This is a genomic window from Streptomyces sp. NPDC047072, assembly GCF_040643855.1.
Classification (GTDB): Bacteria; Actinomycetota; Actinomycetes; order Streptomycetales; family Streptomycetaceae; genus Streptomyces.
This window is the reverse complement of sequence record NZ_JBEYVC010000176.1, coordinates 1-22035: the sequence shown is the minus strand read 5'-3', so window position 1 is coordinate 22035 and position 22035 is coordinate 1. Positions and strand designations below refer to the sequence as shown.

The following is a 22035-nucleotide window of genomic DNA, read 5'->3' as shown; positions in this document are numbered from 1 at the left end:
GGGGCCGCGGGGCGCCCCGCGGAGGCGGACCGGGCGTACGCGCGCGCGGGCGACCTGTGGCGCTCCCTGGGCAACGTCCACGGGCTCGTCCGCTCCCTGCGTGCCCGCGCGTGGCTCGCGCTGCGCACGGAGGACGGGGCGGACACGGCGCGGGAGTTGATGGCGGGGGCGGTGCGGGAGTGCGCGGAGGCGCTGGCGGCGGCCGACGGTGAGACGCCTCCCGACGAGGCCTCCGAGGAGGCCGCCGAGGAGGCCCGGCTGCGGCTGGTCGCCGAACTCGGGCACACCCACCGGCAGTTCGGCGACCTGCTGGCCCGCAGCGTCCCCGAGGACGCCGAGGACGACTCGATCCGGGCCGTGCTGGAGGAGGCGCTGTCCCAGGTCGCGGAGGCCATCGTGGTGTTCGCCTCCCTCGGCGAGGACGTCCGGGACGCCCGCACCGGCGCCGAGCTGGCCGCGGGCTGGCTGGCCGCCGACCTGAGCCGCCCGGCCGAGGCGGCCGCACGCGCGCGTGCCGTGCTGGAGGCCTACGGCGCCGCCGAGGACGCCGACGACGAGACGGCACAGTCCCGTCGTGCCGAGGCGGAGCAGATGCTGGGGCTCATGGAGGAGCAAGGGGGCTGAGCCGGAAAAGGGGCGCTGAAGGGGGCTCTACTCGACGCCGATCAGCAGCAGGGCCCCCTGCCGGCCGCCCCGGTACACCACCGTGTCGACGGCGAGATACGCCTCACGCACGCGTGCTTCGAGTCGGTCGGCGACGGCCTCGGGCGCTTCGTCGCCGAGGACGAGGGTGACCAGTTCGCCGCCGGCCGAGAGCATCCGCTCCAGGACGGACTCGGCGGTGGCGGAGACGTCCGAGCCGATCACGGCCACGTCCCCGTCGATGATCCCGAGGACGTCACCGGCCTGGCAGATGCCGGCCATGGTCCAGGACTGGCGTTCGGCGACGGCGACCTCGGCGTAGCGGGTCGCGCCGGCCGCGGAGGTCATCTGGACGACGTCCTCGTCGAAGCGGCGCTCCGGTTCGTGCACGGCGAGCGCGGCGATGCCTTGGACCGCGGAGCGGGTCGGGATCAGCGCGACCCGGATGCCCTCGGTACGGGCCTGCTCGGCCGCGGCGGCCGCGGTGTGCCGCAGATCGGCGTCATTGGGCAGCAGCACGACCTCGCGCGCGTGGGCCCGTCGTACGGCGTCCACCAGCTCCCCGCTGGCGGGCGGCTCCCCGGGGCGGGCGAGCACGGCGGTCGCGCCGGCCTCGGTGTAGAGCCCGGCCAGGCCCTCGCCGGGCACGACGGCGACCACGGCCCGCTGGACGCGCTCCCGCACGGGCCGCTCCCCGCCGGTGGTGTGCACGTCCCCGGCACCGAAGTGGGTGATCCGGATCCGGTACGGCCGTCCGGCCTCGACGCCCGCCTCCACGGCGGCGCCCGCGTCGTCGACGTGCACATGCACGTTCCACAGGCCGTCCCCGCCGACCACCACGAGCGAGTCCCCGAGCCCGTCGAGCCGGGTCCGCAGCCGGGCCACGGCGGTGTCGTCGGCCTCCAGGAGGTAGATCACCTCGAAGGCGGGACCGCCCTCGTGCCGGTCGCCCGGGTCGTCGGCGCACTCACCGAGGTCGTCGAGGACGGCTTCCCCGCGCGCGTGGGCGACGGCGACGGCCTCGCCGTGCGTACGGACGGCGGCACCACTGCGGCTCTCCTCAAGGGGCGTGCGGACCGCGCCGCCGCTGTCCCGCTCCACGCGCGTGTGCCCGGCGGCGGGGAGCGTCTCGCCCGTGAACGTCTCCACCAGTGCGCCCAGCACCGCCACCAGCCCCCGCCCGCCCGCGTCCACGACGCCCGCCCGCTCCAGGACGGCCAGCTGGCCCGGGGTCGCGGCGAGCGCCTCGCGCGCGCCCTCGTAGGCCGCCCGGGCCACCGTCCCGCAGTCGCCCTCGGCCGTACCGGCGGCGTCCGCGGCGGCCGAGGCGACGGACAGGACCGTGCCCTCGACGGGGTGGGCCACGGCCAGCCGGGCGGAGTCGGCCGCGTGCCGCAGGGCGAGCCCGAGGCCCGCTCCGTCCGTGTGAACCGTCTCACTGTCCTCGGCGAGCACCTGGGCCATCCCCCGCAGCAGCTGGGCGAGGATCGTCCCGGAGTTCCCGCGGGCGCCTATGAGGGCGCCGTGCGCCATCGCGCGCGCCGCGTCGGAGAGCGCGGGCCCGTCGGCGGCGTAGGCCTCGAACACCGCGTCCACCGCGGTGGCCGCCGACTCCATGGTCAGGTACAGGTTCGTTCCGGTGTCCCCGTCGGCCACCGGATAGACGTTGATCGCGTCTATCTCCTCGCGCGCCCGTCCCAACGCCCGAAGCGCGAGACCGCACCAGGTGCGCACCGCGAGAGCATCGAAGAACGTCTGCGGCACCTGCGCCACCTGCGCCTCCCTGAGCTGGCTGGACTGGACGCAGCGTAGAGCAGCCATGGTAGTTTCGTTCTACTGGCGCGGTCGTTGTATGCTGCTCCGGTTGCCCGATCCACATCGGGCCATTCCCCTGGCAACGCCACTCAGATCTCTGATCCTTCGATCTCGATCCCGGCAAGCCGGGATCCAACCGTAAGTGCATCTGAAGTCTTTGGAGTGACCCGTGGCTGCCAACTGCGACGTCTGCGGCAAGGGGCCGGGCTTCGGCAACAACATCTCGCACTCGCACCGCCGTACGTCCCGTCGCTGGAACCCCAACATCCAGCGCGTCCGTACTGTGGTCGGCGGGACGCCGAAGCGCGTGAACGCCTGCACCTCGTGCATCAAGGCCGGCAAGGTCTCGCGCTGACGCAACAGCTGAGCGCGCGGCCACCCGGCTCGCCGCAGTAAGCCGGTCCACCTCGGTGGGCCGGCTTTTTGCTGTGCCCACCCACTGTGCCCACACCCTTTTCCTACGTCGGGAACCGCCAGCCGTGATCCACGGGCCCGATCCCGCCCCCCAGCGCGAACCCCGCCCTGATCGCCCCGGTCACGTACTCCTTCGCCGCCGCCACCGCCTCCGGCACCGGCCGCCCCTTTGCGAGCTGTGACGCGATCGCGGAGGCGAGCGTGCAGCCCGTGCCGTGGGTGTGCCGGTTGTCGAGGCGGGGCGCCCGCAGCCAGTGCTCCGCGGAGCCGTCGGTGAGCAGGTCGACGGCGTCGCCGGAGAGATGGCCGCCCTTGATCAGGGCCCACTTCGGTCCGTACGACAGGACGGCCGCCGCGGCCTCCCGCAGCCCCGCCTCCGACTCGACCCGTACGCCGGTCAGCTGGGCCACCTCGTCGAGGTTCGGGGTGGCGACCGTGGCCACGGGGAGCAGGGCGCGCCGTACGGATTCCAGGGCCTCCGAAGCCAGCAGGGAATCCCCATGCTTGGAGACGCCGACCGGGTCGATCACGGCCGGCGCGTCCGTGGCGGCGATCAACTCGGCCACCCCCTCGACGAGTTCGGCCGAGGCGAGCATGCCGGTCTTCACCGCCTGGACGCCGATGTCGTCCACGACACTGCGGTACTGCGCCCGCACCGCCGCCACCGGCAGCTCCCAAGCCCCTTGCACGCCCAGGGAGTTCTGCGCGGTGACCGCGGTGATCACGCTCATGCCGTGCACGCCGAGCGCGAGCATAGTCTTCAAGTCGGCCTGGATTCCCGCGCCTCCGCCCGAGTCGGAGCCGGCGACCGTGAGCACGCGGGGCTTCCCTGCGCGCTTCACGACTCGATGTCCCCGCCGAAGTGGTCCCAGCCGCCCTTGCTCGTCCAGGGCTCCCCGTCCACGGTGACCCGGGGCAGCGCCGAGGGGTTGAGGACCTCGCCGATCACCTTCCAGCGGGCCGGGAGCTTCACGTCGGGCGAGAAGGTCGCCACGATCGCGTGGTCCTCTCCCCCGGTCAGCACCCACTGGATGGGGTCGACGCCGACGGCCTGCCCGATGTCGTTCATCTGCGAGGGGATGTCGATCGCGCCGGAGCGGATGTCGATGCGGACCTTGCTGGCCTCGGCGATGTGCCCGAGGTCGGCGATCAGCCCGTCGCTGACGTCGCACATGGCGGTCGCACCGAGGGCGGCCGCGGCCGGGCCCGCGTGGTACGGCGGCTCGGGACGCCGGTGCGCCTCCACGAAGGCGCGCGGCGAGCGGAAGCCGCGGGAGAGCACCGCGTAGCCGGCCGCGGACCAGCCCAGCCAGCCGGTCACCGCGACGAGGTCGCCGGGCTGGGCGCCGGCCCGGGTCACCGGCTCCTGGCCCCGCAGATCGCCGAGGGCGGTGATGGAGACCATGATCGTGTCGCCGCGCACGACGTCCCCGCCGACCACCGACGCGCCCGCGACCTGGCACTCGTCGCGCAGGCCGTCCATGAGCTCCGAGGGCCAGGTCACGGGGAGTTCGGCGGGCACCACCAGGCCGAGCAGCAGGGCGGTCGGCACGGCGCCCATGGCGGCGATGTCGGCGAGGTTCTGGGCGGCGGCCTTGCGGCCGACATCGTAGGCCGTGGACCAGTCGCGGCGGAAGTGCCGGCCCTCCAGAAGGATGTCGGTGCTCGCCACGACCCTGCGGTCGGGCGCGGCGACCACCGCGGCGTCGTCGCCGGGGCCGACCCGGACCGCCGAGGTGGTGGTGAGACGGGAGGTGAGCTCCCTGATGAGCCCGAACTCCCCGAGCTCACCAACAGTGCCCTTCATTGCCCTTACGCCCCTTCTGTGCCTTGCCGTGCCCGGTCGCGGGTCACCAGTGTCCTCGATACGGTCGAGGGGACCGTCAACTTCGGTAGTGCCCGCACCCCGGCGCGGGCGTCCGCGCCCCCTGGGGTCTCCCCGCGGCGAGCGGCGACGCGATACCGTGGCGTTCCTTTTCCCCACATGATCCTCGTGGCCGCCCTGGAGGTTCCGTGGTACAGGCGTACATCCTGATCCAGACGGAGGTCGGCAAAGCGTCGACCGTCGCCGAGACGATCAGCAAGATCCCTGGAGTCATCCAGGCCGAGGACGTGACAGGACCCTATGACGTGATCGTCCGCGCCCAGGCGGACACCGTGGACGACCTGGGCCGCCTGGTGGTCGCGAAGGTCCAGCAAGTGGACGGCATCACGCGCACCCTGACCTGCCCGGTCGTCCATCTGTAGCCCCCGTCTACCCTTGGCCGGTGAACTTCTTCCGTCGCCGGCGCCCCCTCCATGTCGGGCCGCCCGCGCTCGCGCTGCTGATCACGCTCGCGGGCTGTTCCTCGGCGGACGACAGCCCGACGGCCGCGGTTCCCTCGCCCGGGGCGAAGGTCACGAAGCTGTGCGACGACCTGGACAGGGCGCTGCCCGCCAAGGTGGACGATCTCGGTCGCCGGGATCCCGAGCCCGCGTCCGCGCTGACCGCGGGCTGGGGGAACCCGGCGATCATACTGCGGTGCGGTGTCGTACGGCCCGAGAAGATGAACGACCCCGAGGCCGACGGCGTCGAGGTCAACGGGGTGGGCTGGCTGCTGGAGAAGCAGGACGACGGCTCGTTCCGCTTCACCACGACGCTGCGCACGGCGTACGTCGAGGTGACGATCCCCTCGGGGCGTACGGGGGACGGCATGGCCCCCCTGGTGGACCTGGCGCCCTCGGTCAAGAAGGCGATCCCCGAAGGGATCGCCGACTGACTACCTGAGCCCCGTCGGCCTGCGCAGGGCCGCCTGGATCAACTCGTCCACCAGCCGCGGGTAGTCCACGCCGCTCGCCGCCCACATCTGCGGGTACATCGAGATCGGTGTCATGCCGGGCATGGTGTTGATCTCGTTGATGACGAAGCCGTCCTCCGTGAGGAAGAAGTCCGCGCGGACCAGGCCCTCGCAGGAGACCGCCTCGAAGGCCCGCACGGCGAGCCGTCGGACCTCCGCGGTCTGCTCCGGGGTCAGGGGCGCCGGCACGATCCCGGGGGTCGAGTCGATGTACTTCGCCTCGAAGTCGTAGTACGCGTGCGTGTCCGGCGGCGGGATCTCGGAGGGCATCGAGGCGCGCGGCCCGTCCGCGAACTCCAGGACCCCGCACTCGATCTCGCGGCCCCGGACCGCCGCCTCGATCATGAACTTCGGGTCGTGGCGGCGGGCCTCGGCGATCGCCTCGTCCAGTGCGGACAGGTCCTCGACCCTGGTGATGCCGATCGACGAACCCGCGCGCGCGGGCTTCACGAACAGCGGCCAGCCGTGCGCGGCCGCGAAGTCGACGATCCGCCGGCGGGCGCCCGCCTCGTCCCGCTGCCACTCGCGCGGGCGGATCACCGTGTACGGGCCGACCCGGAGCCCGAAGGCGGTGAACACCCGCTTCATGTACTCCTTGTCCTGGCCGACGGCCGAGGCCAGCACGCCCGAGCCGACGTACGGGACACCGGAGAGCTCCAGCAGGCCCTGGAGGGTGCCGTCCTCGCCGTAGGGGCCGTGCAGGACGGGGAAGACGACGTCGACCTCGCCGAGCGCCTTGGGCACCGATCCCGGCTCGCTGACGACGACCTCGCGGTTGCCGGGGTCGAGGGGCAGCACCACGGCCCCCTCGGTCGGCTCGGCCACGTCCTCGACCTCCGGCGTACGGCGGCCGGTGATCGCCATCCGCTGCGGCTCGTCGACGGCCAGGGCCCAGCGGCCCTCCCTGGTGATGCCGATCGGCAGCACGTCGTACTTCGTCCGGTCGATGGCGCGCAGGACGGCGCCGGCCGTCACGACGGAGATCCCGTGTTCGGAGCTGCGGCCGCCGAACACGACGGCCACGCGCGGCTTACGAGGAGGCTGCTGAGGACTGTGGGGGAAGTTCTCGGTGCTCATAGCACCCTGACATTACCCGGTTAAATGCTCCCTATATGGGACATCCCGGGGCGTTGTTCAGCGGCGTACAGCGATATTCAGCGTCGCTCGGGCTTCGCGCTGCGCGACATGAGCTCCTTGACGGCGACCACCGGGGACTTGCCCTCGTGCACGATGCCGACGACCGTCTCGGTGATCGGCATGTCGACGCCGTGCCGGCGGGCCAGATCCAGCACGGACTCACAGGACTTGACGCCCTCGGCGGTCTGCTTGGTGACCGCGATGGTCTCCTGGAGCGTCATGCCCTTGCCGAGGTTGGTGCCGAAGGTGTGGTTGCGCGAGAGCGGCGAGGAGCACGTCGCCACCAGGTCGCCGAGACCGGCGAGTCCGGCGAACGTCAGCGGGTCGGCACCCATGGCGAGTCCGAGCCGGGTGGTCTCGGCGAGCCCGCGCGTGATGAGCGAGCCCTTGGCGTTGTCGCCGAGGCCCATGCCGTCCGCGATGCCGACGGCGAGACCGATGACGTTCTTCACGGCGCCGCCGAGTTCGCAGCCGACCACGTCGGTGTTGGTGTACGGCCTGAAGTACGGGGTGTGGCAAGCGGCTTGGAGCTTTTGGGCGACCGCCTCGTCGGTGCACGCGACCACCGCGGCGGCCGGCATCCGGGCGGCGATCTCGCGCGCGAGGTTGGGTCCGGTGACGACCGCGATGCGGTCCTGCCCGACCTTGGTGACGTCCTCGACGACCTCGCTCATCCGCATGGTGGTGCCGAGTTCGACGCCCTTCATGAGGGAGACGAGGACGGTGTCCGGGGCGAGCAGCGGGGTCCACTCGGCGAGGTTGGCGCGCAGGGTCTGTGAAGGGACCGACAGGACCGTGTAGTCGGCGTCCGCGACGGCCGCGGCGGGATCCGTGGCGGCCGTGACCCCCTCCGGGAGTTCCACACCGGGGAAGTAGTCGGGGTTCGTCCGGGTCGAGTTGATGGCCTCGGCCACCTCCGGACGACGTGCCCACAGGGTGACCTCGCAGCCGGCGTCGGCCAGGACGATCCCGAAGGCCGTACCCCATGAACCGGCGCTGAGAACCGCCGCCTTGACGGGCTTGCTCACTTGCTCTTCTCCCCCTCGTGGCCGGTCTCGACCTCGGTCCGGCGTCGCTGCTCGATGCGCTCGCGGCGCGGGTCGTACGGGACTTCCGGCGCCTTCTCGCCCCGGATCTCCTCCAGTTGCCGGGTGACGGCGGCCATGATGACCTCGGTGGCCTCCTTCAGGAGATCCTGGGTCATCTCCTTGTCGTAGAAGCGCGACAGGTCCACCGGGGGGCCCGCGAGGACGTGAGAGGTCTTGCGCGGAAGGACGTTGAGCTTCTTGGCGTACGGCGGCAGCAGTTCGTTGGCGCCCCACTGCGCGACCGGGATCACCGGGCACTTGGTCTTGAGGGCCACGCGCGCGGCGCCGGTCTTGCCGGTCATGGGCCACTGGTCGGGGTCCCGGGTGATGGTGCCCTCGGGGTAGAAGGCGACGCACTCGCCGCGCTCCACCGCCTCGATCGCGGCCCGGAAGGCGCTGAGCGCGTCCGTGGACTCGCGGTAGACGGGGATCTGCCCGGTGCCGCGCATCATGACCCCGACGAATCCCTTGCCGAAAAGACCGCTCTTCGCGAGGAATCGCGGGACGCGGCCGGTGTTGTACTGAAAGTGCGCGTACGCGAAGGGATCGATGTGCGAATTGTGGTTGACCGCGGCGATAAAGCCGCCGTCGGCCGGAATGTGCTCCATTCCGCGCCAGTCCCGCTTGATCAGAACCACGAGCGGCGGTTTGGCGATCACCGCTGCCAGGCGGTACCAGAAGCCGATTCTGCGGCGGGGCACGCGAGCACCTTCCTCTAGGGCCATGGGGGCCGCACAAGTGTCGCCCCAGGCCGACGGTCTGTCGAGAACACCGTACGCCCCGCCGCCGACACCGCCAGATGGGCCACGTGACGGCTGAGTGACAATGATCGCGACAAGAGAGGGACGGAACGCTCGTGCAGTGGACCTTGGTCATACCCCTGAAACCCCTGGCGCGGGCCAAGAGCAGGCTCGCGGACACCGCGGCCGACGGGGTGCGGCCTGGCCTGGCCCTCGCCTTCGCCCAGGACACGGTGGCGGCCGCGCTGGCCTGTGGGGCGGTCCGGGATGTGGCCGTCGTCACCAACGACGCGCTGGCCGCCCGCGAGCTGGCGGCCCTGGGCGCCCGGATCGTCGCCGACGAGCCCCATGACGGCCTGAACGCCGCTCTGGCGCACGCGGCGGCCGTCGTACGCGCCGAGCGCCCCTCCTGCGCTCTCGCGGCCCTGAACGCCGACCTGCCGGCGCTGCGCGCCCTCGAATTGGGCCGGGTCCTCGACGCGGCCGCGCAATTCCCGCGCGCTTTCCTGCCGGACACCGCGGAAATCGGCACCACCCTGCTGGCCGCGGCTCCGGGTGCGGAATTGCGCCCGGAGTTCGGTACGGATTCCCGGTTCCGCCATCGGGCGTCGGGGGCGAAGGAACTCCTCCTGACCGACGTGGACTCGGTACGGCAGGACGTGGACACCGGGGAGGACCTGCGGGCGGCGCTGGCGCTGGGGGTGGGCCCGTACACCAAGTCGGTCGTGGCGGCGCAGACACTACGCTGACCGCATGCAGGCGACCGCGTACACGTACGACCAGGAATCACGCAGCGGGCAGGTCCTCCTGGACGACGGCACTCCCGTGCCCTTCGACACCCCGGCCTTCGACGCCGGCGGCCTCCGGCTCCTGCGGCCCGGTCAGCGGGTCCGTATCGAGATGGAGGGCGACAGGATCACCCTCGTGACGCTCCAGACCTTCTGAGCCCGAACACGCCGCGGGCCGGACTCCGTGCGGAGTCCGGCCCGGCGCGTGAGTGCCCTGACGCCCTTACCTCTTGCGGGCGGTGGCCTTCTTGGCGGTGGTGGTGCGAGCCGCCGACTTCTTGGCGGGCGCCTTCTTGGCGGTCACCTTCTTCGCCGGGGCCTTCTTGGCGGTGGTCTTCTTCGCCGCGGCGGTCTTGGCGGTGGTGCCGGTCGTCTTCTTGGCGGGCGCCTTCTTCGCCGTGGTCTTCTTGGCGGTGGCCGTGGTCTTCTTGGCCGTCGTCTTCTTCGCGGTGGTCTTCTTCGCGGCCGCGGTCTTGGCGGTGGTCGCCTTCTTGGCGGCCGCCTTCTTGACCGTCGCCGAAGCCCCGCCGGTCAGGCTGCCCTTGGGCGCCTTCTTGACCGCGACGTCGTTCTTCGGGAGCTTCTTCGTGCCGCTCACCAGGTCCTTGAAGCCCTGGCCCGCGCGGAAGCGCGGAACGGAGGTCTTCTTGACCCGAACCCGCTCGCCCGTCTGGGGGTTGCGGGCGTAACGGGCCGGACGGTCGACCTTCTCGAACGAACCGAACCCGGTGACCGAGACCCGGTCTCCCGCCACGGTCGCGCGGACGATGGCGTCCAGGACCGCGTCGACCGCCTCGGCGGCCTGCTGACGGCCACCGACCTTGTCGGCAATCGCTTCTACGAGCTGCGCCTTGTTCACGTCTTCCCCTTCGGAGACATTGCCAGAACGAAAGTGTTCAAGCTTTTTCGCACGTTAGGCAGATATATACCGCAAATCAAACACGAAACGGGCTTATCACCCTTGTGCCGCAACGAACTCGGCTTCCCTGGACTTGTTCAGCGCTCCTCTTCCGGGATTCGACCCGCGTCGAGGTCAGCGGTGAACCGCTCCAGACGCCTTGTCGCTTCGACGACGTCGTGCTTGGCCGCGGCCGTTATGACCAGCAGCTTCCGGGTCAGCGCCATCCGTACGCCCTCCGGGACTTGCAGTGCGCGCACTCTTGCGTGCGCTTCCTTGAGTTGGACCGCGACTGCCGCATAGAGCTCGAGTTGGCCGTCGTGTTCCATGCACAGATTGTGCCATCTGGGGCGAGTTGTCGCCTGCCAGGGGGGCAACTGCCACCTCAGACGGCCTTCCGGGCATGTGCGAAAGCCACGGTCACAGGACACGCGTACCCCCGCAACACCCTTTGTAACGTGGCAAGTTGAACGAAAGCCAGTGCCTGTGCGAAGAGGTTTCGTGCGCAGACACGGCTGTACCCCCGATCGGGCTGATCGGGGGTACAGAGAGGGTCTCGCGTGGCCGAAACTCGACCTGTTCAGTTGCTCCGAAGGAGGGTTGCCGTCACGCCTGGATCGTCTGGGGCTTGAACGAGGGCCGCTTGGCCTCGTACGCCGCGATGTCGCCCTCGTTCTGGAGGGTGATGGAGATGTCGTCCAGGCCGTTCAGCAGCCGCCAGCGGGAGTTCTCGTCCAGCTCGAAGCTCGCGGTGACGCCCTCGGCGCGCACCTCGCGGGCCTGAAGGTCGACGGTGATCTCGGCCTCGGGGTCGTTCTCGCTGAGCTCCTGCAGCGCTTCCACGATCTTCTGGTCCAGAACGACCGTGAGCAGGCCGTTCTTCAGCGAGTTGCCGCGGAAGATGTCGGCGAAGCGGGAGGAGATCACGGTCTTGAAGCCGTAGTTCTGCAGCGCCCACACCGCGTGCTCACGGGAGGAACCGGTGCCGAAGTCGGGGCCGGCCACCAGGACCGTCGCGCCCTTGCGCTCGGGCTGGTTGAGGATGAATTTCTCGTCCTTGCGCCAGGCCTCGAACAGTCCGTCCTCGAACCCGTCCCTGGTCACCTTCTTGAGCCAGTGAGCAGGGATGATCTGGTCGGTGTCGACGTTCGAGCGACGCAGCGGAACGGCCCGGCCGGTGTGCGTGGTGAATGCTTCCATGACTCTCAGACTCCAGCGGGCGCGGGGGCGACGGCCCCGTCGGTCAGGTCGGCGGGCGAGGCCAGGTGGCCCAGCACGGCGGTCGCGGCGGCGACCTGCGGCGAGACCAGGTGCGTACGACCGCCCTTGCCCTGGCGGCCCTCGAAGTTGCGGTTGGAGGTGGACGCGGAGCGCTCACCCGGGGCCAGCTGGTCCGGGTTCATACCGAGGCACATCGAGCAACCCGCGTGCCGCCATTCGGCGCCGGCCTCCTTGAAGACGACGTCCAGGCCCTCGGAGACGGCCTGCAGGCCCACCCGCGCGGAGCCCGGGACGACCAGCATCCGTACGCCGTCGGCGACTTTGCGGCCCTTGAGGAGCTCGGCGGCGGCGCGCAGGTCCTCGATACGGCCGTTGGTGCACGAACCTACGAAGACGGTGTCCACGTTGATGGAGCGCAGCGGCTGGCCGGCCTCCAACCCCATGTATTCCAGGGCCTTTTCAGCGGCGAGGCGCTCCGATGCGTCTTCGTACGAAGCCGGGTCGGGGACGTCCGCCGAAAGGGGCGCGCCCTGACCGGGGTTGGTGCCCCAGGTGACGAACGGCGACAGTTCCTCGGCCTTGATGACGACCTCGGCGTCGAACTCGGCGTCCTCGTCCGTCTTCAGGGTCTTCCAGTACGCGACGGCCGCGTCCCAGTCCTCGCCCTTGGGGGCGTGCGGACGGCCCTCCAGGTAGTCGAACGTGGTCTGGTCGGGGGCGATCATGCCCGCGCGGGCACCGGCCTCGATCGACATGTTGCAGATGGTCATGCGGGCCTCCATCGAGAGCTTCTCGATGGCGGAGCCGCGGTACTCCAGGACGTAGCCCTGGCCGCCGCCGGTGCCGATCCGGGCGATGATCGCGAGGATCAGGTCCTTGGCGGTGACGCCCTCGGGCAGTTCGCCGTCGACCGTGATGGCCATGGTCTTCGGGCGGACCAGCGGCAGCGTCTGGGTGGCCAGCACGTGCTCCACCTGGGAGGTGCCGATACCGAACGCCAGGCCGCCGAAGGCGCCGTGCGTGGAGGTGTGGGAGTCGCCGCAGACAACCGTCATACCGGGCTGGGTCAGACCCAGCTGCGGGCCGACGACGTGCACGACACCCTGCTCTACGTCGCCCAGCGGGTGCAGGCGCACGCCGAACTCGGCGGCGTTCTTGCGCAGCGTCTCCAGCTGGACCCGGGAGACCGGGTCGGCGATGGGCTTGTCGATGTCGAGGGTCGGGGTGTTGTGGTCCTCGGTGGCGATGGTCAGGTCGAGCCGGCGCACCTGGCGGCCGCTCTTGCGGAGGCCGTCGAAGGCCTGCGGGCTGGTCACCTCGTGCAGCAGGTGCAGATCGATGAAGAGGAGGTCAGGCTCGCCCTCGGCGCGCCGGACGACGTGGTCGTCCCAGACCTTCTCCGCGAGTGTCCTACCCATCGCTTTCCCTCCGGCCGGCGAGATCGTCCACCGGCCCAACTAGAGATCTTGAGGAGACGGCACCCGGCCCCAGTTCACGGGCACCCGTCACCAGGCCCGTACGGTCACCGGGCCGCTGTGCCTACAAGGGTTGCGCGTCTCACGGAAAAAGGAACTTGCGTTTCACAGAGTGAGACGTGAGTATCGTTGCATGGACAACAGTAGCGGCGTCGGCGTCCTGGACAAGGCAGCCCTTGTCCTGAGCGCCCTGGAGTCCGGTCCGGCCACCCTCGCGGGCTTGGTCGCGGCGACCGGACTGGCACGGCCCACGGCCCACCGGCTGGCCGTGGCCCTGGAACACCACCGCATGGTGGCACGCGACATGCAGGGCCGTTTCATTCTCGGCCCCCGCCTCGCGGAGCTGGCCGCGGCGGCCGGCGAGGACCGTCTCCTCGCCACGGCGGGCCCGGTGCTCACGCATCTGCGGGACATCACCGGCGAGAGCGCGCAGCTCTACCGCCGCCAGGGCGACATGCGCATCTGCGTCGCCGCGGCGGAACGCCTGTCCGGCCTTCGGGACACGGTCCCGGTGGGCTCGACGCTCACGATGAAGGCCGGCTCCTCGGCGCAGATCCTGATGGCCTGGGAGGAGCCGGAGCGGCTGCACCGCGGCCTCCAGGGCGCCCGCTTCACGGCGACGGCCCTGTCGGGCGTACGGCGCCGCGGCTGGGCCCAGTCCATCGGCGAGCGCGAGCCGGGCGTGGCGTCCGTCTCCGCGCCCGTCCGCGGCCCCTCCAACCGCGTCGTGGCGGCCGTCTCGGTCTCCGGCCCCATCGAACGCCTGACCCGCCACCCGGGCCGCATGCACGCCCAGGCGGTCATCGACGCCGCAGCCCGCCTCTCCGAGGCACTGCGCCGCACGGGTTGAGGGCGCGCCCATCGGTTCGAGACCGGCCTCAACGCCGCGGCAGGTCTTGAACCGAAGGGCAGTTTGGCGGCTCACCCGCCGTCGTGGCTTGTCGCGCAGTTCCCCGCGCCCCTAACGAGTCACCTTCCCCGCCTTGTAAGCGAACCGTTCCTTCGCTGAACGCCCCCTGCGCTCCACCGGCACCTGCCCGTGCGCCGCCGCCAACCCGAACTCCGGCATGTCCGCGTAGATCGACTCGTACGAGCCCTCCGGGACCACGTACGCCTCGTGCCACAACCCCACGTGCCGGCGGGCCTTCCCCGCCTTCTCCTTGCGGTTGATGATCGCCCAGGCGCGCCGGTGGAACATGTCCGACGCGTGCGCGTACGCGTACAGCTTCTCCTTCGACTCCCAGTACTGGACGACGTAGTACGTCCGCGGCGACGCCGTCAGCAGGACGTGGGAGAGCAACCCCCGTTCCGGCGCCCGCCCCAGCTCCCGCAGCATGCGCGGCATCGCGAGGAACACCGGCCCCCAGTGGTGCACGGCCCAGAAGTGGTTGATCCTCATACCGATCAGCAGGACGACCACGTCCCCCTCGGCTGCTGCGGTGGTACGACCTGCGGCGACCTTCTTCCCGAACTTCCCGACCACGGGACCCCCTCATTGGTGAGCAGCACTATCCGAGCGCGGCATGCTTGGATAGTGCCGGTATCCGAGAAAGGGCGCAAGAGATGCGGCTGGCCGAACTCAGCGAACGCAGCGGGGTCTCCACCGCGACGATCAAGTACTACCTGCGCGAAGGCCTGTTGGCCCCCGGCCGCCAGGTCAACGCGACGACCGCCGAGTACGACGAGGAGCACCTACGGCGCCTGCGGCTGGTGCGCGCGATGATCCAGGTGGGCGGCGTCCCAGTGGCCAAGGTCAGAGAGGTCCTGGAGCACGTCGACGACGACTCCCTGGGCCGTACGATCCGGCTCGGCGCCGCCCTGTGGGCGTTGCCGCAGGCCCCGGAGCCGGACGCGGAGGACAGGCACGTACAGGCGGCGCACCGGGAAGTCGGCGCACTCCTGGACCGGCTCGGCTGGGAGAACGCCAAGCAACTCACGACCGTCTCCCCCGCGTATCGCTCGCTGGTGGTGGCGGTGGCCGCGTTCCGCCGGCTCGGCTACGACTGGGGAGCCGAACAACTCGTGCCGTACGCCGAGTTGATGCAGCGGACAGCGGTCCTCGACCTGGACCATCTGGAGGCGCATCCGTCGGAAGCGCAGCGGGTCGAGTTCGCCGTCCTGGGGGCGATCCTCAACGAACCGGCGCTTCAGGCACTGCACCGGCTGGCACAGGAGGAGGAGTCGGCGCGCAGATACGGGTTCGAGTGATCCCGAACGCAGCGAAGGCCCCCCGCCAAAGCGAAGAGCCTTCGTCTCGTACCCCCGACCGGATTCGAACCGGCGCTACCGCCTTGAGAGGGCGGCGTGCTAGGCCGCTACACAACGGGGGCGAGAAGCTGGTCTACCTGGACTCGAACCAAGACTAACTGAACCAGAATCAGTCGTGCTGCCAATTACACCATAGACCAATGTGGTTTAGACCAGTTCGTACCCCCGACCGGATTCGAACCGGCGCTACCGCCTTGAGAGGGCGGCGTGCTAGGCCGCTACACAACGGGGGCCCTAGCAGTCCCGAGAAGATCGGAACCAGTACCCCCGACCGGATTCGAACCGGCGCTACTGCCTTGAGAGGGCAGCGTGCTAGGCCGCTACACAACGGGGGCTTTGTGGACATGATCCACGGCGCAGATGAGCTCTGCGAGCTGGCCTACCTGGACTCGAACCAAGACTAACTGAACCAGAATCAGTCGTGCTGCCAATTACACCATAGGCCACTGGAACGCAAGCCCCTGTGGGGATCTTGTTCTAGTTCGCTCCCCCGGGTTCCGGCCTTTCGGCCCGCTCCTCGGCGGCGCAGGAAGAACATTACCCGAAGGTGGACGGGGCTCCAAAACGGGTATCCGAGCCGAGGATCACGGGGAGTTCGGCGAGGGAGCCGATCCGGTGCGGGCCGCCGGGCGCGGCCGCGGCGGAGTGCACCCCGCCGTCCCGGTCGATCCAGACGGAGAGCAGTCCGGCCTCCGCGGCACCCCGTCCGTCGATCTCCGGATGGTCGCCGACGTACGCCACTTCGCGCGGGGCCAGCTCCAGGGCGTCGCAGACGGCGAGGAAGGCACCGGCCTCGGGCTTGGAGACGCCGAGTTCCGCGGCGCACAGGATGACCTCGAAGCGGTCGTGGACACCGAGGACGCGGAGCTTGTGGTCCTGGACGTGGATGCTGGAGTTGGAGAGCACCGCGTGCCGGTGGCTGGCCGCGAGGGCGTCCAGAGCGGGCAGGACGTCCGGGAAGAGGGCCCAGACGGTCTCGTAGTGCGCGATGTACCGCGCGAACCAGGCGTCCGCCTCCACGTCGCTCAGCGCCTCCCCGAGAAACACCCGCACCCGGTCCCGCCGCTGCCCCTGGAAGTCGACCTCCCCGGCGGAGAACCGCGCCCATTGGGCATCGGTGACCGCCCGCCACCGCGCGATGGCCTGCTCGGCGCTCTCGTACGCGCCGAGCAGCCCCTCGGCCGCCAGATGCAGACGCATACCGGCGCGGTCGGCCCCCGTGTAGTCGAAGAGGGTGTCATCGACGTCCCAGACCACCGCGCGAATGCTCATGATCCGACGGTAGGTGTCAGCCCGCGAGCTTGGCCAGGGCCGCGTCGATCCGGGCCAGCGTCGTCTCCTTGCCCAGGACCTCCAGGGACTCGAAGAGGGGCAGGCCGACGGTGCGGCCGGTGACGGCGACGCGGACCGGGGCCTGGGCCTTGCCGAGCTTGAGGCCGTGGGCCTCGCCGGCGGCCAGGACGGCCTCCTTGAGGGACTCCGGAGAGGTCCAGTCGGCCGACTCCAGCTTCTCGCGGGCGGTCGCCAGGAGCGCGTCGCTGCCTTCCTTCATCGCCTTCGTCCACGACGGCTCGTCGAAGACCGGCTCGGCGAGGAACAGGAAGTCCACGTTGTCGGTGATCTCGGAGAGGACCTTGAGGCGGGTCTGGGCGTGCGGGGCGATCGCCTGCCACTTCGACTCGTCGAAGTCCTCCGGCGCCCACGGGGCGAACGGCGCCTTCAGCCATGGCGCGCAGCGCTCCGTGAAGTCCTTCACGTCCAGGAGGCGGATGTGGTCGCCGTTGATCGCCTCGCACTTCTTCAGGTCGAAGCGCGCCGGGTTGGGCTGCACGTCCGCGATGTCGAAGGCGGCGATCAGCTCGTCGGTGGTGAAGATGTCCTTGTCCGCCGAGAGCGACCAGCCCAGCAGGGACAGGTAGTTGAGCAGTCCCTCGGGCAGGAAGCCCTGCTCCCGGTAGAGGTTGAGGGACGCCTGCGGGTCACGCTTGGAGAGCTTCTTATTGCCCTCGCCCATCACATACGGCAAGTGCCCGAAGGAAGGCACGTACTTGGCCACGCCCAGCTCGATCAGCGCCTTGTACAGGGCGATCTGACGAGGCGTCGACGACAGCAGGTCCTCGCCGCGCAGGACGTGCGTGATCTCCATCAGTGCGTCGTCGACCGGGTTCACGAGCGTGTAGAGGGGCGCTCCGTTCGCTCGTACGATCCCGTAGTCCGGGACGTTCTCCGGGGTGAACGTCAGCTCGCCGCGGACCAGGTCCGTGAAGGTGATCGTCTCGTCGGGCATGCGGAAGCGGACGATGGGCGCGCGGCCCTCGGCGACGTACGCGGCGACCTGCTCGTCGGTGAGGTCGCGGCAGTGGCCGTCGTAGCCGGACGGCCTGCCGGCGGCGCGGGCGGCCTCGCGGCGGGTGTCCAGCTCCTCCTGGGAGCAGTAGCAGCGGTAGGCGTGCCCGGCGTCCAGGAGCTTCTGCGCGACCTCCTTGTAGAGGTCCATCCGCTGCGACTGGCGGTACGGCGCGTGCGGGCCGCCGACCTCGGGGCCCTCGTCCCAGTCGAAGCCCAGCCAGCGCATCGCGTCCAGCAGCTGCTCGTAGGACTCCTCGGAGTCGCGGGCCGCGTCGGTGTCCTCGATGCGGAAGACGAGCGTGCCCTGGTGGTGCCGGGCGAAGGCCCAGTTGAACAGGGCGGTGCGGACCAGGCCCACATGGGGGTTACCGGTGGGCGAGGGACAGAAACGTACGCGGACGGGTGCGCTAGCCACGCTTGACAACCTTGTTGGTGAGAGTGCCGATGCCTTCGATGGTGACGGCGACCTCGTCGCCGACGGTGAGCGGCCCGACGCCTGCCGGGGTGCCCGTGAGGATCACGTCGCCGGGGAGCAGCGTCATGGCCTCGGAGATGTTGACGATCAGATCCTCGATGGAGTGGATCATCTCGCTGGTGCGGCCGAGCTGGCGTTGTTCGCCGTTGACCGTGAGCTGGATCGTCAGGTCGGACGCGGTCTTCAGGTCCAGGTCCGTCTCCACCCAGGGGCCCAGCGGGCAGGAGGTGTCGAAGCCCTTGGCCCGCGCCCACTGCTTCTCGCGCTTCTGGACGTCCCGCGCGGTGATGTCGTTGGCGCAGGTGTAGCCGAAGATCACGTCCTTGACGCGGTCGTGGGGCACCTCGCGGCACATGCGCCCGATGACGACGGCCAGTTCGGCCTCGTGGTGGACGTCGGTGGAGAAGGAGGGGTACTGGATGGCGTCGCCGGGGCCGATCACCGAGGTGGACGGCTTGAAGAAGGCGAACGGGACGTCCGGGACGTCGTTGCCGAGTTCCCTCGCGTGGTCGGCGTAGTTACGGCCGTACGCCACGACCTTGTTGGGGAGGACCGGCGGCAGCAGCCTGACCTTGCCGAGCGGGACCTTCGTACCGGAGAGCTCGAAGTCCGCGAAGGGGATGCCCTTGATGATGTCGAGGACGAGCTCGTCCGGCTTGTCCCCCTCGACCGCACCGAAGGCGACGTTCCCGTCGATGGAGAATCTGGCGATGCGCACGGGATCCTGGGCCCCTCACTGAGCTGGCTGGAGATGAGCCTCCAGGCTAGCGCGGGGAGGGGTCAGGGCCTCACGTACGATCTACGACGCGGCGGTGACCGGGATCTCCATCAGGACCGTGCGACGGGGGTTGGCGGTCTGGGCCGGGAGGTCGACGGGGTGCTCCTGCTGCTGCGGGGTCTGCAGGTCGTCGGCGTCCTTGAGGTGCGCCAGCGTCGTGCGCCGCGGGTTGGCAATGTTCTGGAACAGCATCGTCGTCTTCACGGTTGTACTCGACCCCGGGATCTCGTGGGTTGGCAGAAGCGGTCTTTCTGTAAAGCGTCAGGCTAAACACGCCATTCCCCTCGGAGGGCACGGGGGCCTCATCAACGGCGTGTGAGTTTGCTCACTGACCTGTGGGCAAACCGGACAATTCCCTGGCTCAACTCACCGCAACGAAACGGACATTGACCCCCTGAAGCCATCATTCCGCTCCTGATCATGGCGACTGGGACACCCGCCCCTACAGGACAACTCGCGGGAATTTGCCCGGTTTCGGGGAAATCCCGGTCCACACCCGGTGATACTGCCCTCACGCGGTGTCACGTAGGTCACGGTCTGGCCCACGGACCTTGTTGGAGATCCGGCACTGTGCTGGAATTCCACGGACCGCCGCGGGATCGAGCCGGCGCACAGGGGGCGCAGAGAAGCGCCGAGCGGCGGTGAGAGGGGGAGCCAGCGCCGGTCATTTCGACCACCGGGGCGCGTATTCAGGGCGCTCCCCACAACGCCGACACCGTGTCCTTCCGTTCCCACGGAAGGGCGCCTGGTCCAGAGGTTGCGACGCTAGTGCAGGGACGTTTCAAGAGGGATGGCAGCGCTTCGGCCGAGCCGGAGCAGCACGGCGGGACTGGCCCCAATGTCGGCAGTTCCTCCTCCCAGCACGCCCAGAACCCGGGCCCGTCCGTCGACAGCGGTGAGCGCCCCGGGCGCCTCAGCACGTCGGCGACCGTCGGCTCCTCCGGGACAGCTGGGTCTGGGGGGTCCACCGCCGCGGCCCCGCCGCCGGTGAAGCCCCCGAAGGGCCCGAGTGGTCCCGGATCGCGAATAGCCCTGCGCAACTGGCGCATCTCCACGCGTCTGGTGTCGCTGCTCGCGCTCCCCGTGGTCGCGGCCACCTCGCTGGGCGCGCTGCGCATCAACGACTCCATGGACGACATCCAGCAGCTCGACAACATGAAGCTGCTGACGGAGATGACCAAGCAGGCCACCGAGCTGGCCGCGGCGCTCCAGGAGGAGCGCGACCAGTCGGCGGGTCCGCTGGCGCACAACTCCACGGCCAGCGACATCACGGTCAAGGGCTACCAGGACAAGACCGACCGGGCCGCGACCAACTTCATCAACGCCGCCGAGGACATCGACACCTCCTCCAAGGACGGCAACCTCCAGGGCGTCCGCGACAGCCTCGTCGGCCTGGTCCGCGACCTGGACACCCTCAGCAAGATCCGCAGCACGGCCTACGAGACCGACGGCAACGCCAGCCAGACGGTCGAGTCGTACCACCGCCTGATCACCCACCTGCTGGACCTCTCGCAGGACATGGCGGAGGCCACCAGCAACCCGGACATGATCCAGCGCACCCGTGCCCTGGCGGCCTTCTCCTCCGCCAAGGAGTACGCGTCCGTCCAGCGCGCGATCCTCGCCGCGGCCCTGCCCGCGAACAACACGAGCGCCGGCAACCTCTCCGAGACCGACCGGCTCTACGCCGAGGGCGCTCTCGACAGCGAGGAGTCCGACCTCAGCAGCTTCCGCAGCATCTACGGCGACGACGGCGCCGAGGAGCTCCTGAAGCCCATCGAGGACAACAACTCCACGATCGAGGCCACCGACACCTACGCGGGCCGTGCCTTCGGCCGCTCGGACGGTCTGGCGGGCCTGGACCGGCGTTCGTACAAGGACTGGGTCGACGACAGCTCGGTCAAGATCGGCCAGATGGGCAACATCGAGCACACGCTGCTCGAGGACATGGAGCAGAAGGCCCGCGAGCTGCGCAGTGAGTCCGAGCGCGAGGCGATCATCTCCGGTGCGCTGATCCTGCTCGTCCTCGGTGTCTCGCTGGTCGGCGCCTTCGTCGTCGCCCGGTCCATGATCCGCTCGCTGCGCCGCCTCCAGGAGACCGCCACCAAGGTCGCCCAGGACCGGCTGCCCGAGCTGGTCAAGCAGCTCTCCGAGTCCGACCCGCAGGACGTCGACACCTCCGTCGAGTCCGTCGGTGTGCACTCCCGGGACGAGATCGGCCGGGTGGCCGCGGCCTTCGACGACGTGCACCGCGAGGCCGTACGACTCGCCGCCGAGCAGGCCCTGCTGCGGGGCAACGTCAACGCGATGTTCACCAACCTCTCGCGCCGCTCCCAGGGCCTCATCCAGCGTCAGCTCTCGCTCATCTCCGAACTGGAGTCCCGCGAGGCCGACCCGGACCAGCTCTCCTCGCTCTTCAAGCTCGACCACCTCGCGACCCGTATGCGCCGGAACGGTGAGAACCTCCTGGTCCTCGCGGGTGAGGAGCCCGGCCGACGGTGGACCCGCCCGGTCCCCCTGGTCGACGTGCTCCGTGCCGCCGCGTCCGAGGTGGAGCAGTACGAGCGCATCGAGCTGGCCGCCGTGCCGACCACCGAAGTGGCCGGCCGCGTGGTCAACGACCTCGTGCACCTGCTCGCCGAGCTGCTCGAGAACGCCACCTCGTTCTCCTCGCCGCAGACCAAGGTCAAGGTCACCGGTCACGCGCTGCCCGACGGCCGCGTCCTGATCGAGATCCACGACACCGGCATCGGCCTCTCCCCCGAGGACCTCGCGCAGATCAACGAGCGGCTCGCCTCGCCGCCCACCGTGGACGTCTCGGTCTCGCGCCGCATGGGTCTGTTCGTGGTCGGTCGTCTGTCGCAGCGCCACGGCATCCGCATCCAGCTGCGCCCGTCCGACTCCGGTGGTACGACCGCGCTGGTCATGCTGCCCGTGGACGTCGCCCAGGGCGGCAAGAAGCCGCAGCCCAAGCCGGGTCAGCCGGCCGCCGGCGGTTCCGCCGCCGCGGCTGCCGCCGCCGGTGTCGCCGCGGCCCGCCGCAACAGCCCCGGTGGCCTACGACGTGAGCGGCACCGGCACCGCGACCGGCACGGTCGAGCACATGCTGCGCC

General features: G+C 70.2%; 23 protein-coding genes, 5 tRNA genes and 1 pseudogene. 9 read left to right on the top strand and 20 right to left on the bottom strand.

The genetic code is table 11. From position 1 onward, the window contains the following. A pseudogene (locus tag ABZ896_RS43350) lies at positions 1-624 on the top strand (tetratricopeptide repeat protein); the annotation flags it as partial. Between the two features lie 27 nt (positions 625-651). On the opposite strand, the gene ABZ896_RS43345 reads toward ABZ896_RS43350, so the two are convergent. Then, positions 652-2415: a DAK2 domain-containing protein gene (locus ABZ896_RS43345; protein WP_360941564.1), complete on the bottom strand. Its 1764-nt coding sequence runs from the start codon at positions 2413-2415 to the stop codon at positions 652-654. Between the two features lie 211 nt (positions 2416-2626). Between ABZ896_RS43345 and rpmB the strand changes: the two genes are divergently transcribed. Further along, positions 2627-2812 (top strand): 50S ribosomal protein L28, encoded by a 186-nt coding sequence (gene rpmB, locus ABZ896_RS43340; RefSeq protein WP_003993230.1) that lies wholly within the window; start codon positions 2627-2629, stop codon positions 2810-2812. A 103-nt stretch (positions 2813-2915) separates the two neighbouring features. Here rpmB and thiD read toward each other — a convergent pair whose 3' ends face one another. Together thiD and ABZ896_RS43330 are read right to left on the bottom strand one after the other, a co-directional pair. Next, the gene (gene thiD, locus ABZ896_RS43335) at positions 2916-3713 is read right to left on the bottom strand and encodes a bifunctional hydroxymethylpyrimidine kinase/phosphomethylpyrimidine kinase (protein ID WP_360941561.1); all 798 of its coding nucleotides are present in this window, start codon (positions 3711-3713) and stop codon (positions 2916-2918) included. Next, on the bottom strand, positions 3710-4678 hold the full coding sequence (locus ABZ896_RS43330; protein ID WP_360941558.1) for a thiamine-phosphate kinase: 969 nt from the start codon (positions 4676-4678) through the stop codon (positions 3710-3712). The genes thiD and ABZ896_RS43330 overlap by 4 nt, the downstream gene beginning before the upstream one ends. 206 nt (positions 4679-4884) lie before the next feature. Here ABZ896_RS43330 and ABZ896_RS43325 point away from each other — a divergent pair, with 206 nt between their 5' ends. Both ABZ896_RS43325 and ABZ896_RS43320 read left to right on the top strand, forming a co-directional pair. Next, positions 4885-5118: an Lrp/AsnC ligand binding domain-containing protein gene (locus tag ABZ896_RS43325; protein WP_020121007.1), complete on the top strand. Its 234-nt coding sequence runs from the start codon at positions 4885-4887 to the stop codon at positions 5116-5118. Between the two features lie 20 nt (positions 5119-5138). After that, positions 5139-5630: a DUF3515 domain-containing protein gene (locus ABZ896_RS43320; protein ID WP_360941554.1), complete on the top strand. Its 492-nt coding sequence runs from the start codon at positions 5139-5141 to the stop codon at positions 5628-5630. Here ABZ896_RS43320 and ABZ896_RS43315 read toward each other — a convergent pair whose 3' ends face one another. From ABZ896_RS43315 to ABZ896_RS43305, 3 genes are all read right to left on the bottom strand, one after another. Further along, positions 5631-6785, bottom strand: a complete 1155-nt coding sequence (locus tag ABZ896_RS43315) for a D-alanine--D-alanine ligase family protein (protein WP_360941551.1) — start codon at positions 6783-6785, stop codon at positions 5631-5633. It abuts the gene before it with no gap. A 77-nt stretch (positions 6786-6862) separates the two neighbouring features. Further along, the gene (locus ABZ896_RS43310; RefSeq protein ID WP_360941548.1) at positions 6863-7873 is read right to left on the bottom strand and encodes an NAD(P)H-dependent glycerol-3-phosphate dehydrogenase; all 1011 of its coding nucleotides are present in this window, start codon (positions 7871-7873) and stop codon (positions 6863-6865) included. Beyond that, complete coding sequence (locus tag ABZ896_RS43305; RefSeq protein WP_360941545.1) at positions 7870-8634, bottom strand: 1-acyl-sn-glycerol-3-phosphate acyltransferase; 765 nt, start codon at positions 8632-8634, stop codon at positions 7870-7872. The genes ABZ896_RS43310 and ABZ896_RS43305 overlap by 4 nt, the downstream gene beginning before the upstream one ends. Positions 8635-8789: 155 nt before the next feature. Here ABZ896_RS43305 and cofC point away from each other — a divergent pair, with 155 nt between their 5' ends. Both cofC and ABZ896_RS43295 read left to right on the top strand, forming a co-directional pair. After that, the gene (cofC, locus tag ABZ896_RS43300) at positions 8790-9422 is read left to right on the top strand and encodes a 2-phospho-L-lactate guanylyltransferase (RefSeq protein WP_360941542.1); all 633 of its coding nucleotides are present in this window, start codon (positions 8790-8792) and stop codon (positions 9420-9422) included. 4 nt (positions 9423-9426) lie between these two features. Then, the gene (locus tag ABZ896_RS43295) at positions 9427-9618 is read left to right on the top strand and encodes a hypothetical protein (RefSeq protein ID WP_360941539.1); all 192 of its coding nucleotides are present in this window, start codon (positions 9427-9429) and stop codon (positions 9616-9618) included. 66 nt (positions 9619-9684) lie between these two features. On the opposite strand, the gene ABZ896_RS43290 is transcribed toward ABZ896_RS43295, so the two are convergent. The 4 genes from ABZ896_RS43290 to leuC all read right to left on the bottom strand — a co-directional run bounded on the left by ABZ896_RS43290 (position 9685) and on the right by leuC (position 12998). Further along, entirely contained in the window at positions 9685-10320 is a 636-nt protein-coding gene (locus ABZ896_RS43290) for an HU family DNA-binding protein (protein WP_360941536.1), read from the bottom strand. Between the two features lie 137 nt (positions 10321-10457). After that, on the bottom strand, positions 10458-10688 hold the full coding sequence (locus ABZ896_RS43285) for a hypothetical protein (RefSeq protein ID WP_360941533.1): 231 nt from the start codon (positions 10686-10688) through the stop codon (positions 10458-10460). A gap of 277 nt (positions 10689-10965) precedes the next feature. Next, on the bottom strand, positions 10966-11559 hold the full coding sequence (gene leuD, locus ABZ896_RS43280; RefSeq protein ID WP_360941530.1) for a 3-isopropylmalate dehydratase small subunit: 594 nt from the start codon (positions 11557-11559) through the stop codon (positions 10966-10968). A 5-nt stretch (positions 11560-11564) separates the two neighbouring features. Further along, complete coding sequence (leuC, locus tag ABZ896_RS43275) at positions 11565-12998, bottom strand: 3-isopropylmalate dehydratase large subunit (RefSeq protein WP_360941527.1); 1434 nt, start codon at positions 12996-12998, stop codon at positions 11565-11567. A gap of 190 nt (positions 12999-13188) precedes the next feature. Between leuC and ndgR the strand changes: the two genes are divergently transcribed. Continuing rightward, entirely contained in the window at positions 13189-13905 is a 717-nt protein-coding gene (gene ndgR / locus ABZ896_RS43270; RefSeq protein ID WP_007384919.1) for an IclR family transcriptional regulator NdgR, read from the top strand. Between the two features lie 111 nt (positions 13906-14016). Here ndgR and ABZ896_RS43265 read toward each other — a convergent pair whose 3' ends face one another. Further along, positions 14017-14538 carry a DUF4188 domain-containing protein gene (locus tag ABZ896_RS43265; RefSeq protein ID WP_360941523.1) on the bottom strand — a complete coding sequence of 174 codons (522 nt, stop codon included), beginning with the start codon at positions 14536-14538 and terminating at the stop codon, positions 14017-14019. Positions 14539-14618: 80 nt separating this feature from the next. Between ABZ896_RS43265 and ABZ896_RS43260 the strand changes: the two genes are divergently transcribed. Continuing rightward, positions 14619-15263, top strand: coding sequence for a MerR family transcriptional regulator (locus ABZ896_RS43260; RefSeq protein WP_360941520.1), 645 nt, complete (start codon positions 14619-14621; stop codon positions 15261-15263). Between the two features lie 49 nt (positions 15264-15312). Here ABZ896_RS43260 and ABZ896_RS43255 read toward each other — a convergent pair. The 9 genes from ABZ896_RS43255 to ABZ896_RS43215 all read right to left on the bottom strand — a co-directional run bounded on the left by ABZ896_RS43255 (position 15313) and on the right by ABZ896_RS43215 (position 19129). Beyond that, positions 15313-15385: transfer RNA gene (locus ABZ896_RS43255), tRNA-Glu, on the bottom strand. A gap of 6 nt (positions 15386-15391) precedes the next feature. Continuing rightward, positions 15392-15463, bottom strand: a tRNA-Gln gene (locus ABZ896_RS43250). 20 nt (positions 15464-15483) lie between these two features. Further along, positions 15484-15556 (bottom strand) — tRNA-Glu (locus ABZ896_RS43245). A gap of 29 nt (positions 15557-15585) precedes the next feature. Then, positions 15586-15658: transfer RNA gene (locus ABZ896_RS43240), tRNA-Glu, on the bottom strand. Between the two features lie 39 nt (positions 15659-15697). After that, a tRNA-Gln gene (locus ABZ896_RS43235) sits at positions 15698-15769 on the bottom strand. A gap of 91 nt (positions 15770-15860) precedes the next feature. Beyond that, positions 15861-16595 (bottom strand): HAD family hydrolase, encoded by a 735-nt coding sequence (locus ABZ896_RS43230; RefSeq protein WP_360941517.1) that lies wholly within the window; start codon positions 16593-16595, stop codon positions 15861-15863. A gap of 16 nt (positions 16596-16611) precedes the next feature. Next, entirely contained in the window at positions 16612-18096 is a 1485-nt protein-coding gene (gene gltX, locus ABZ896_RS43225; RefSeq protein WP_360941514.1) for a glutamate--tRNA ligase, read from the bottom strand. Continuing rightward, on the bottom strand, positions 18080-18865 hold the full coding sequence (locus tag ABZ896_RS43220; protein WP_360941511.1) for a fumarylacetoacetate hydrolase family protein: 786 nt from the start codon (positions 18863-18865) through the stop codon (positions 18080-18082). The genes gltX and ABZ896_RS43220 overlap by 17 nt, the downstream gene beginning before the upstream one ends. 81 nt (positions 18866-18946) lie before the next feature. Continuing rightward, positions 18947-19129, bottom strand: a complete 183-nt coding sequence (locus tag ABZ896_RS43215; RefSeq protein WP_360941508.1) for a hypothetical protein — start codon at positions 19127-19129, stop codon at positions 18947-18949. A gap of 564 nt (positions 19130-19693) precedes the next feature. On the opposite strand from ABZ896_RS43215, the gene ABZ896_RS43210 reads away from it, so the two are divergent. Further along, positions 19694-22035 (top strand): nitrate- and nitrite sensing domain-containing protein (locus ABZ896_RS43210; protein ID WP_360941505.1); only part of this gene is annotated, 2342 nt, incomplete at its 3' end.

Excerpts from the sequence above, each read along its gene's own strand:
- ABZ896_RS43330 (WP_360941558.1), bottom strand. The coding sequence starts at position 4,678 with ATGAAGGGCACTGTTGGTGAGCTCGGGGAGTTCGGGCTCATCAGGGAG.
- ABZ896_RS43315 (WP_360941551.1), bottom strand. The coding sequence starts at position 6,785 with ATGAGCACCGAGAACTTCCCCCACAGTCCTCAGCAGCCTCCTCGTAAG.
- ABZ896_RS43295 (WP_360941539.1), top strand. The coding sequence starts at position 9,427 with ATGCAGGCGACCGCGTACACGTACGACCAGGAATCACGCAGCGGGCAG.
- ABZ896_RS43285 (WP_360941533.1), bottom strand. The coding sequence starts at position 10,688 with ATGGAACACGACGGCCAACTCGAGCTCTATGCGGCAGTCGCGGTCCAA.
- leuD (WP_360941530.1), bottom strand. The coding sequence starts at position 11,559 with ATGGAAGCATTCACCACGCACACCGGCCGGGCCGTTCCGCTGCGTCGC.
- leuC (WP_360941527.1), bottom strand. The coding sequence starts at position 12,998 with ATGGGTAGGACACTCGCGGAGAAGGTCTGGGACGACCACGTCGTCCGG.
- ndgR (WP_007384919.1), top strand. The coding sequence starts at position 13,189 with ATGGACAACAGTAGCGGCGTCGGCGTCCTGGACAAGGCAGCCCTTGTC.
- ABZ896_RS43260 (WP_360941520.1), top strand. The coding sequence starts at position 14,619 with ATGCGGCTGGCCGAACTCAGCGAACGCAGCGGGGTCTCCACCGCGACG.
- ABZ896_RS43230 (WP_360941517.1), bottom strand. The coding sequence starts at position 16,595 with ATGAGCATTCGCGCGGTGGTCTGGGACGTCGATGACACCCTCTTCGAC.